At 67.5% G+C, this 7,649-nt stretch carries 7 protein-coding genes and 1 pseudogene; 2 read left to right on the top strand and 6 right to left on the bottom strand.

What is annotated here, in order from left to right; genetic code table 11:
• A pseudogene (locus G3N93_RS29550) lies at positions 1-199 on the bottom strand (ABC transporter permease); the annotation flags it as partial.
• Positions 196-1,119, bottom strand: coding sequence for an ABC transporter substrate-binding protein (locus tag G3N93_RS29545; protein ID WP_206134542.1), 924 nt, complete (start codon positions 1,117-1,119; stop codon positions 196-198). The gene G3N93_RS29545 and the pseudogene G3N93_RS29550, both read right to left, overlap by 4 nt.
• A 167-nt stretch (positions 1,120-1,286) precedes the next feature.
• Between G3N93_RS29545 and G3N93_RS29540 the strand changes: the two genes are divergently transcribed.
• On the top strand, positions 1,287-2,216 hold the full coding sequence (locus G3N93_RS29540) for a 2-hydroxyacid dehydrogenase (protein ID WP_206134541.1): 930 nt from the start codon (positions 1,287-1,289) through the stop codon (positions 2,214-2,216).
• Positions 2,217-2,312: 96 nt separating this feature from the next.
• On the opposite strand, the gene G3N93_RS29535 is transcribed toward G3N93_RS29540, so the two are convergent.
• From G3N93_RS29535 to G3N93_RS29525, 3 genes are all read right to left on the bottom strand, one after another.
• The gene (locus tag G3N93_RS29535) at positions 2,313-3,320 is read right to left on the bottom strand and encodes a zinc-binding dehydrogenase (RefSeq protein ID WP_206134540.1); all 1,008 of its coding nucleotides are present in this window, start codon (positions 3,318-3,320) and stop codon (positions 2,313-2,315) included.
• Between the two features lie 76 nt (positions 3,321-3,396).
• The gene (locus G3N93_RS29530; RefSeq protein WP_174988589.1) at positions 3,397-3,828 is read right to left on the bottom strand and encodes a DoxX family protein; all 432 of its coding nucleotides are present in this window, start codon (positions 3,826-3,828) and stop codon (positions 3,397-3,399) included.
• Positions 3,829-3,913: 85 nt separating this feature from the next.
• Positions 3,914-5,035: an alkene reductase gene (locus G3N93_RS29525; protein ID WP_206134539.1), complete on the bottom strand. Its 1,122-nt coding sequence runs from the start codon at positions 5,033-5,035 to the stop codon at positions 3,914-3,916.
• Positions 5,036-5,177: 142 nt separating this feature from the next.
• Here G3N93_RS29525 and G3N93_RS29520 point away from each other — a divergent pair, with 142 nt between their 5' ends.
• The gene (locus G3N93_RS29520) at positions 5,178-6,086 is read left to right on the top strand and encodes a LysR family transcriptional regulator (RefSeq protein ID WP_174936309.1); all 909 of its coding nucleotides are present in this window, start codon (positions 5,178-5,180) and stop codon (positions 6,084-6,086) included.
• A gap of 136 nt (positions 6,087-6,222) precedes the next feature.
• Here the strand turns inward: G3N93_RS29520 and G3N93_RS29515 are convergent.
• Positions 6,223-7,649: Xaa-Pro dipeptidyl-peptidase (locus tag G3N93_RS29515; RefSeq protein ID WP_206134538.1), on the bottom strand; the 1,427-nt coding region annotated here is incomplete at its 5' end.

Below are 7,649 nucleotides of genomic sequence, written 5' to 3'. Positions count from 1 at the left end.
TCCACAGCGCGGCGAGCACGGCGCCCTGCAGGGCCGGCAGCGCGGCGAACACAGACAGGTCGGTGCCGGCCGCGATGCGGTTCGGCCGCAGCACCGCGAACGGCAGGCCGAGCACGGCGACGATCGTCAGTACCCCGATCAGGATGCCGACCTTGTCCGCCGTGATGCGTCGCGCGGACGCTGCCGCGCGACCCGTCATTTAACGAAGCCCTTCGACTTCAGGTAGCTTTTCGCGACGCCGGCGGCCGGCTCGCCGTTGATCTGGATGCGCGCGTTCAGCGTCTGCAGCGTCTTCAGGTCGAGGCTCGCGAACACGGGCTTCAGGTAGTCGGCGATTTGCGGGTGTGCTTTCAGCACGGCTTCGCGGATCACCGGCGCGGGGGCATAGACGGGCTGCACGTGCTTGTCGTCGTCGAGCACCGCGAGGCCGCTCGACGCGATCCCGCCGTCGGTGCCGTAGACCATCGCGGCATTCACGCCGTCGGTCTGGTTCGCGGCGGCCTTGATGGTCGCGGCCGTGTCGCCGCCGGACAGCACGACGAGCTGGTCGGGCTTCAGCTTGAAGCCGTACGCTTTCTCGAACGACGGCAGCGCGGACGCACTGTTCACGAATTCGGCCGACGCCGCGAGCTTCACCTTGCCGCCGCCCGAGACCCACTTGCCGAAATCGGAGAAGGTCTTCAGGTGCTGCGACTGCGCGACGGGCGCGAGCACGGCGACGCCCCACGTGTTGTTCGCGGGCGCCGGGGTGAGCCAGACGAGATGGTTCGCCGCGTAGTCGAGTTGCTTCGCGGTGTCGTAGCCCTGGCTTGCGTTCTTCCACAGCGGATCGTCGGCCTTGTTGAAGAAGAACGCGGCGTTGCCGGTGTATTCGGGGTAGATGTCGATCTCGCCGCTCGTGAGCGCCTTGCGCACGATCGGCGTGGTGCCGAGCGCGATCTTTTCGGTGACGGCGATGCCGTGCGCCTTCAGCACCTGCGCGATGAGGTTGCCGAGCAGGTTGCCTTCGGTGTCGATCTTCGACGACACCACGACGGGCGTGTCGGCATGCGCGCCGGGCGCGACGATGGCGGCGGCGAACGCGAGGCCCAGGATCCGGGCGGGCAGGGCGAGCTTCATACGGGCCATTCTCCAGGACGGGGGCGTACGCCGAAAGTTACTTGACTGAGCCGGCTTTGGCAAACCGCGTGCGGCGTCGTGTCCACAGCCCGTGTGGGGATTACCCGCATCCGTGTTGCAGGCTTGTTACACTGAAATCCGTTCCCGCCTTGCCGACACTTCCTGACATGAAGCCCGAGTTGCTGGTTCTCATCGCATTGCGCGGCGACGCGCATCGCGAGATCGCCGCGTCGTTCGACGTGCGCTACGCCCCGACACCTGAAGAACGCGAACGCGCGATCGCCGAACACGGCGGCACGATACGCGCGGTGCTGACCAACGGCAGCACGGGGCTCACCGCCGCCGAGATCGACCGTCTTCCGCAACTCACGTTCGTCAGCGCGCTCGGCGCCGGCTACGAGAACATCGACGTCGCGCATGCCAAGGCGCGCGGCATTACCGTGGTCACGGGCGCCGGCACCAACGACGATTGCGTCGCCGATCACGCGTTCGCGCTGCTGCTCGCGGCCGTGCGCAACGTCGTGCAGCTCGATGCGAAAACCCGTGCGGGCGTGTGGCGCGAGGGACTGGCGATGCCGCCGAACGTATCGGGCAAGAAGCTCGGCATCATCGGGCTCGGCAAGATCGGCGAGAAGTGCGCACGCCGCGCGGCTGGCTTCGACATCGAGATCGGTTATCACAACCGGTCGGAGAAGAACGTTCCCTACCGCTATTTCGATCGCGTCGACGCACTCGCGCAGTGGGCCGATTTCCTGATCGTCGCGACACCGGGCGGCGCGGGCACGCGGCACCTGATCGATCGCGCGGTGCTCGATGCGCTCGGCCCCGACGGTTTCGTCGTCAACGTGTCACGCGGCAGCGTTGTCGATACCGCTGCTTTGGCAGAGGCGTTGCGGGAAGGGCGCATCGCGGGCGCGGGGCTCGACGTGTACGAAGGCGAGCCCGAGCCGCCGCGCGCGCTGACGGATCTCGGCAGTGTGGTGTTGACGCCGCACATGGGCGGCTGGTCGCCCGAGGCGCTCGATCGCTCGGTGCAGCAGTTCATCGACAACGCAGCGCGGCACTTTTCAGGGCAGCCGGTGTTGACGCCGGTCTGAACGGCGTCTGGACGGCGATTCGCCGCCCACCGTTGCATCCGGGATCGATGTCCGCGTGAGATGCGTCCCGCGACTGTCGAGGGCGGATGCGAAGCGCTATCGGTCGATACGCAGCACGAGCTTGCCGGTTGTCCCGCCCGACTCGAGCGCCGCATGCGCGTCGACGATCGCATCGAACGCATAGCTGCCCCCGATCAGCGGCTTCAGCGCACCGGTGGCCAGCAGACCGAACAGCTCGCCGAGCGTCTCCCGCACGACGTGATCGGCGAGGAACGCATGCAACGCGAATCCGGACAGCGAGCGGCAGCCGAAGATGAACGCGTTCATCAGGCTTTCATCGACCGTGAGCAAGCGGCCGCTTGCCGCACCATAGCTGACGAAACGGCCGTGCGGCGCAAGGCTGGACGCGAGCGTACGGGCCACGGTGCCACCGATCGAATCGAACACGACGTCGGGGCCCGTGCCGCCGGTTGCGGCGCCCAGTCGATCGACCCACGCCTCGTCGCGATAGCTGACGGCCTGATCGGCACCGAGTGCCTGCACCGTCGATAGTTTTTCCGTGGAACCGGCCAGACCGACGATCGTCCTTGCGCCGTCGAGCCTCGCCAGCTGGATGAGCATCGAACCGACGCCCCCGGCTGCCGCGGTGATGGCGACGGATCTTGCGGCCACGGGCGTCTCGCGCAGCAGCACGCGGGCGACCAGCCCCTGCAGCATGACCGCTACGGCGTCGTCGTCCGAAACGGCGTCGGGAATCGCGACGATCAGCGGGGCGCGTACCGTCACATATTCGGCATAGCCGCCGGTCCCGCTCGTTGCGCCGAACAACGCCGCGGCCACGCGCTCGCCGACCCGGAAGTCCTGCACGTTCGCGCCCACGGCTGCGACGGTGCCGACCGCTTCCGATCCCAATATCGCCGGCAAAGTCGGTGCCGGGCCCGGATAGGTACCGGCGCGTTGCAGCGTTTCCGCGAAATTCAGTCCGATGCGCGTCACGCGCACGAGGACTTCGTCGGGAGCCGGTGTCGGGCGCTGGATCGCGACCGGGTGGAGTACGGCGGGATCGCCGAAGTGATCGATCTGAATGGCATTCATGGTGTTCACGGGAAAGTCTCGCTGGATGCGGGGGCGTTGCCCTCGGGATGTGTGAGGTGTCGGGCAGGACGCGGCGTCGGCCGGATCAATCGGGCAGGGACGCCCGATCGAGCGACGCGCGGCCCGCGCCGTTCAGCACGAGCGCGAGCAGGCCGCCCGTCATCGACAGGTTCATCATGAAGAAGGTCTGCTGCGTCTGGTCGCCGCCGCTATGGAAGATCACCGCGGCGATGACAGAAAAGATCGCGAGCCCGAGCGCCGCGACACGCGTCATGAAGCCGGCGATCAACGCGAGGCCGCCGACGACCTCGACGAAGATCACGAGCGGTAGCAGCGCACCCGGTACACCCATGTGCGCCATGTATTGCTCGGTGCCGGTGTAGTTGAAGATCTTGCTGATGCCTGCGCCGACATAGACGCCGGCGATGAGAATGCGTACCAGGACGGACAATATGGCGTTGACGGCGGGCGTCTGCGCAGCGGTTCGGTACAGAGCGTGGTTGATCGATCGAATCATGGTGACTCCTTGTTCGAGGGGGGCGGATCGGCGACCCGGCGCCGTGTTCAGCGGTTCAGGTCAAGGTTCAGGTTCGGCGGCGCTCTCATGCGCTGAACGATGGGTAGTCGGTATAGCCGGCTTCGCCACCGCCGTAGGCCAGGGACATGTCCGCATGCGCGAGCGGCCGGTCGTGCCGGAGGCGTTCCGCGAAATCCGGGTTCGCGATGAACGGGTAGCCGAACGACACGAGATCTGCGTGGCCGTCGGACAGCGCCGTTTCCGCGCGTGTTTTCGTGTAGCCGTTGTTCGCGATGTAATGCCCGTCGAACGCGTGCCGCAGCGCGTCGTAGTCGAATGCGGGCACCGCGTCCGGTGCGACCTGAGGGATGCCCTCGACGACATGGAGATAGACTGCGAGTCCGCTCAGCCGGTCGGCGAATCGCTCGAACAGCGCTTGCGGATCGCTATCCGCAATTCCGCCGAAATGCGGCGTGACCGGAGAGATACGGATACCTAATCGATCGGGGCCTGAAACGAGGCTGACTGCGCGCACGACCTCGAGTGGCAGCCGGAGCCGGTTGTCGATCGTGCCGCCGTAATCGTCGGTCCGACGGTTCGTGCCGTTACGCAGGAACTGGTCCATCAGATAGCCGTTGCCGGCGTGAATCTCCACGCCGTCGAACCCGGCCTGCAATGCGGCACGCGCTGCCAGCACGTATTGGTCGACGATGGCAGGCAATTCGGCGGTTTCGAGCGCGCGCGGTACCGGGTACGGCTGCGGGCCGGTCGGCGTATAGGTGTCGCCGTCGGGCCGGACCGGCGACGGCGCGACCGGTCGTGCGCCGTCCGGCTGCAGGTCCGGGTGACCGATGCGGCCGACATGGGCCAGTTGCACGAAAATGCGGCCGCCTTCACGGTGCACCGCGTCGGTCACCTGTTTCCAGCCCGCAATTTGCGCGTCGCTGTAGATGCCTGGCGTGAACGGATAGCCTTTGCCTTGCGGCGAGATCTGCGCTCCCTCGGTGACGATCAGGCCGGCCGAGGCCCGTTGCGCGTAGTAGGTCGCGTTCATCGGGCCGGGGGCGTCGCCGGCACCGGCACGGCTGCGCGTCATCGGCGCCATCACGATGCGATTCCTGAGCGTGATGCGCCCGAGTTCGACCGGATCGAACAGTGTCGGACGCGCAGGCGCCCGGGGCGGCGAGAGTAAGCGGTCGGTAGTCATGATTCCATGTTCCTGTGACATTGACGGGAGACTGTCGACGCGGGGGACCGCGATCGACATGGCGTGACAGGAATGTAGGGGATCGTTTCGATCGAAACAATTGGCTAAAATGAATCGTTAAAATCAACTTTCTGGATAGATCGTGGATCGCAGCCCCAATCTGGATCAGCTTCGCGCGTTCGTCGCCGTCGTCGAGGCAGGCAGCTTTTCGGGGGCGGCGCGACGGCTCGGCAGGGCGCAATCGGTGGTGAGTTATGCGGTCGCCAGCCTTGAAGCACAGCTGGGCATGCCGTTGTTCGAGCGTGGCAGGCGCCGGCCGCAACTGACGGCGGCAGGCGCGGTCGTGCTCGCCGATGCGCGTCGGCTCGACATGCTGATGGGGCAGTTGCAGGCGAAGACGGCCGGTTTGCGGGGCGGCGTGGAAGCCGAGCTGTCGCTGGCCGTCGACGTGATGTTTCCGTTGCCGAAGCTGGTCGAAGGCATGCAGGCGTTTGCCGAGGCGTTCCCGACCGTCGCGCTCAACCTGGCGATCGAAGCGCTCGGCGGCGTCATGAAGCTGGTGCTCGACGGCGGCTGTGCACTCGGCATCAGTGGCCCGATTCCGAACTGGCCGGATGCGATCGACGCGACATCGATGGGGGCGATCGAGTTGCTGACCGTTGCGGCGCCCATGCATCCACTCGCGCTGCGCGACGCGCCCATTCCGCTCTCGGAGGCGCGCGAGCATACGCAGATCGTGCTCACCGACCGCAGCAAGGTCACCGATGGGCAATCGTTCGGAATTTATGCGACCCGCACCTGGAAGGTGGCCGACCTCGGCGCGAAACATCGATTGCTGCTCGCCGGGCTTGGCTGGGGATCGATGCCGATGCATCTGATCGAGGACGATCTGCAGGCCGGCCGTCTCGTGCCGGTGCAACTGGCCGACCGGCGCACGTTTCGCTACGGACTATCGCTGATCCGGCGTGCCGATCGCGCGAGCGGGCCGGCCGCACAGTGGCTGATCGATTACTTGAGTCGCCAGGGTGATTCGAACGGCCGGCGGGCCTGACCCGCGCCCAGCGCTGACCGATCGGACAGGCCGCCCGGCCAGCCTCGCAATCCGCAACGATTGAAGGCTGGCCGGGCGTTCGGCCGTGTCAGCAACGCCGGCCGGCTGAAGCGCGTTCTGCGCGGCGCACGCCCGCTCAGGACGAAGCCAGCGGCACCGTCACCGACGTACCGGCCGGATCGAGCGTCAGCCCGGTGCCCGGCGTCGGCCGCAGCGTGGCCTCGTTGTCGCTGGACAGCACGACGAGCCCCAGCCGATGGCCGGCTTCCACCTTGTAGTCACGCGGCATGAACGTCAGCTTCAGGTCGTACGGCATCCCGGGCAGCACGGGCTCCGAGCGCCACTCGGACCACCGGTTGCGCGGGTCGGTCCACGCACGCGTGACGATCGTCGCCGTGCCGTCCGGCGCGCGATCGACCAGCAGGGCCGTCACGTTGGCCACCGCCGTGAAGGTCAGCCTGACGCGTGCGGTCGCTGAACCGGACAGGCGTGTCGCGGCCGTGAGCGGCGCGGTTTCGAAGCGGCTGCGGTTCTCGCCCGTCGGCGCGTTCGCCAGCGTGAGCGCGGGAATGCGCGCATCGTCGGTGAAGCGCGCGAGCGGGCCGCCGGTCGGCAGCCGCAGCAGCCTGCCGGTGCCCGCGCCGTCGCCGCCCGCGAAATACGTGACCGGCGTGGCGTGGCGTGCGGCCCAGTCCGCTTCCTTCAGCAGCGTGCCGTCCGCCTGCTCGATCACCGCGCGCGGATCGCGTTCGACGCCGTTGTCGAAACCGATCAGGTAGCGCGTAAACCAGCGGTTCACTTCCGCAGTCCACGCATCGGCCATCGCCGGCACGCGGGTCGGGTCGGTGTGCTTCAGGCGATGCAGCCACAGCTGCGTCGGCACGCCCTGGCGCCGCATCGCGAGATGCCACAGCGTCGACTGGTCGACCCGCACGTTGTCGTCGGTCAGCCCCTGCGCGACGAGCGCCGGCGCGACCGCGTACGCGGTGGGAATGTCGCGCGCGGCCCAGAACGGCGAATAGTCGCCGGTCTTGCGGTCTTCCTGCTGCAGCGCTTCGTCGATCAGGTGCGTGCAGCGCTCCGGATGCGCGTTCGTCAGCAGCGCCTTGATGTACACGTCGACGTCTTCGCCCTGATAGCCTTCCGGCGCGCGCACGAGCCCGCCCGAGCGGTAGTAGCCGTACATGTTCGTCAGCCCGGCCACCGGCACGATCGCGTCGAGCCCGCGCGTGCGCAGGCTCGCGACCATCTTCGGCAGCGTGCCGTCGTACGACACGCCGTACATGCCGACGTGGCCCGTCGACCAGTTCGCGACGACCGTCTTGCCGTTCGCGTCCTTCGCGGTCGCGTCGCGGCCGAGCCAGCGGATCACCGATGCCATCGCGACCGATTCGTCGCGCGTGAGGATCGTCGGGCAGCCGTCCGAACCGGCGGTGCCGAGCGAATCCGCGTAGACGATCGTGAAGCCGCGCGGGATGAAGTAGCTCTCGATCCACGAGCGCCCGGCGGCGGCCGCTTCGACCTGCTGCAGCATCCGCACCTGCGGCGCGGCGGCCATGATGA

It is taken from the genome of Burkholderia sp. Se-20378, assembly GCF_017104665.1.
In the GTDB taxonomy this organism is placed as follows: Bacteria; Pseudomonadota; Gammaproteobacteria; order Burkholderiales; family Burkholderiaceae; genus Burkholderia; species Burkholderia lata.
Note: the sequence above shows the minus strand (reverse complement) of the source record. Positions and strands in the feature narration are given on the sequence as shown.

Coding starts and splice junctions, on each gene's coding strand:
- G3N93_RS29545 (WP_206134542.1), bottom strand. CDS start 1,119: ATGAAGCTCGCCCTGCCCGCCCGGATCCTGGGCCTCGCGTTCGCCGCC.
- G3N93_RS29525 (WP_206134539.1), bottom strand. CDS start 5,035: ATGACTACCGACCGCTTACTCTCGCCGCCCCGGGCGCCTGCGCGTCCG.
- G3N93_RS29530 (WP_174988589.1), bottom strand. CDS start 3,828: ATGATTCGATCGATCAACCACGCTCTGTACCGAACCGCTGCGCAGACG.
- G3N93_RS29540 (WP_206134541.1), top strand. CDS start 1,287: ATGAAGCCCGAGTTGCTGGTTCTCATCGCATTGCGCGGCGACGCGCAT.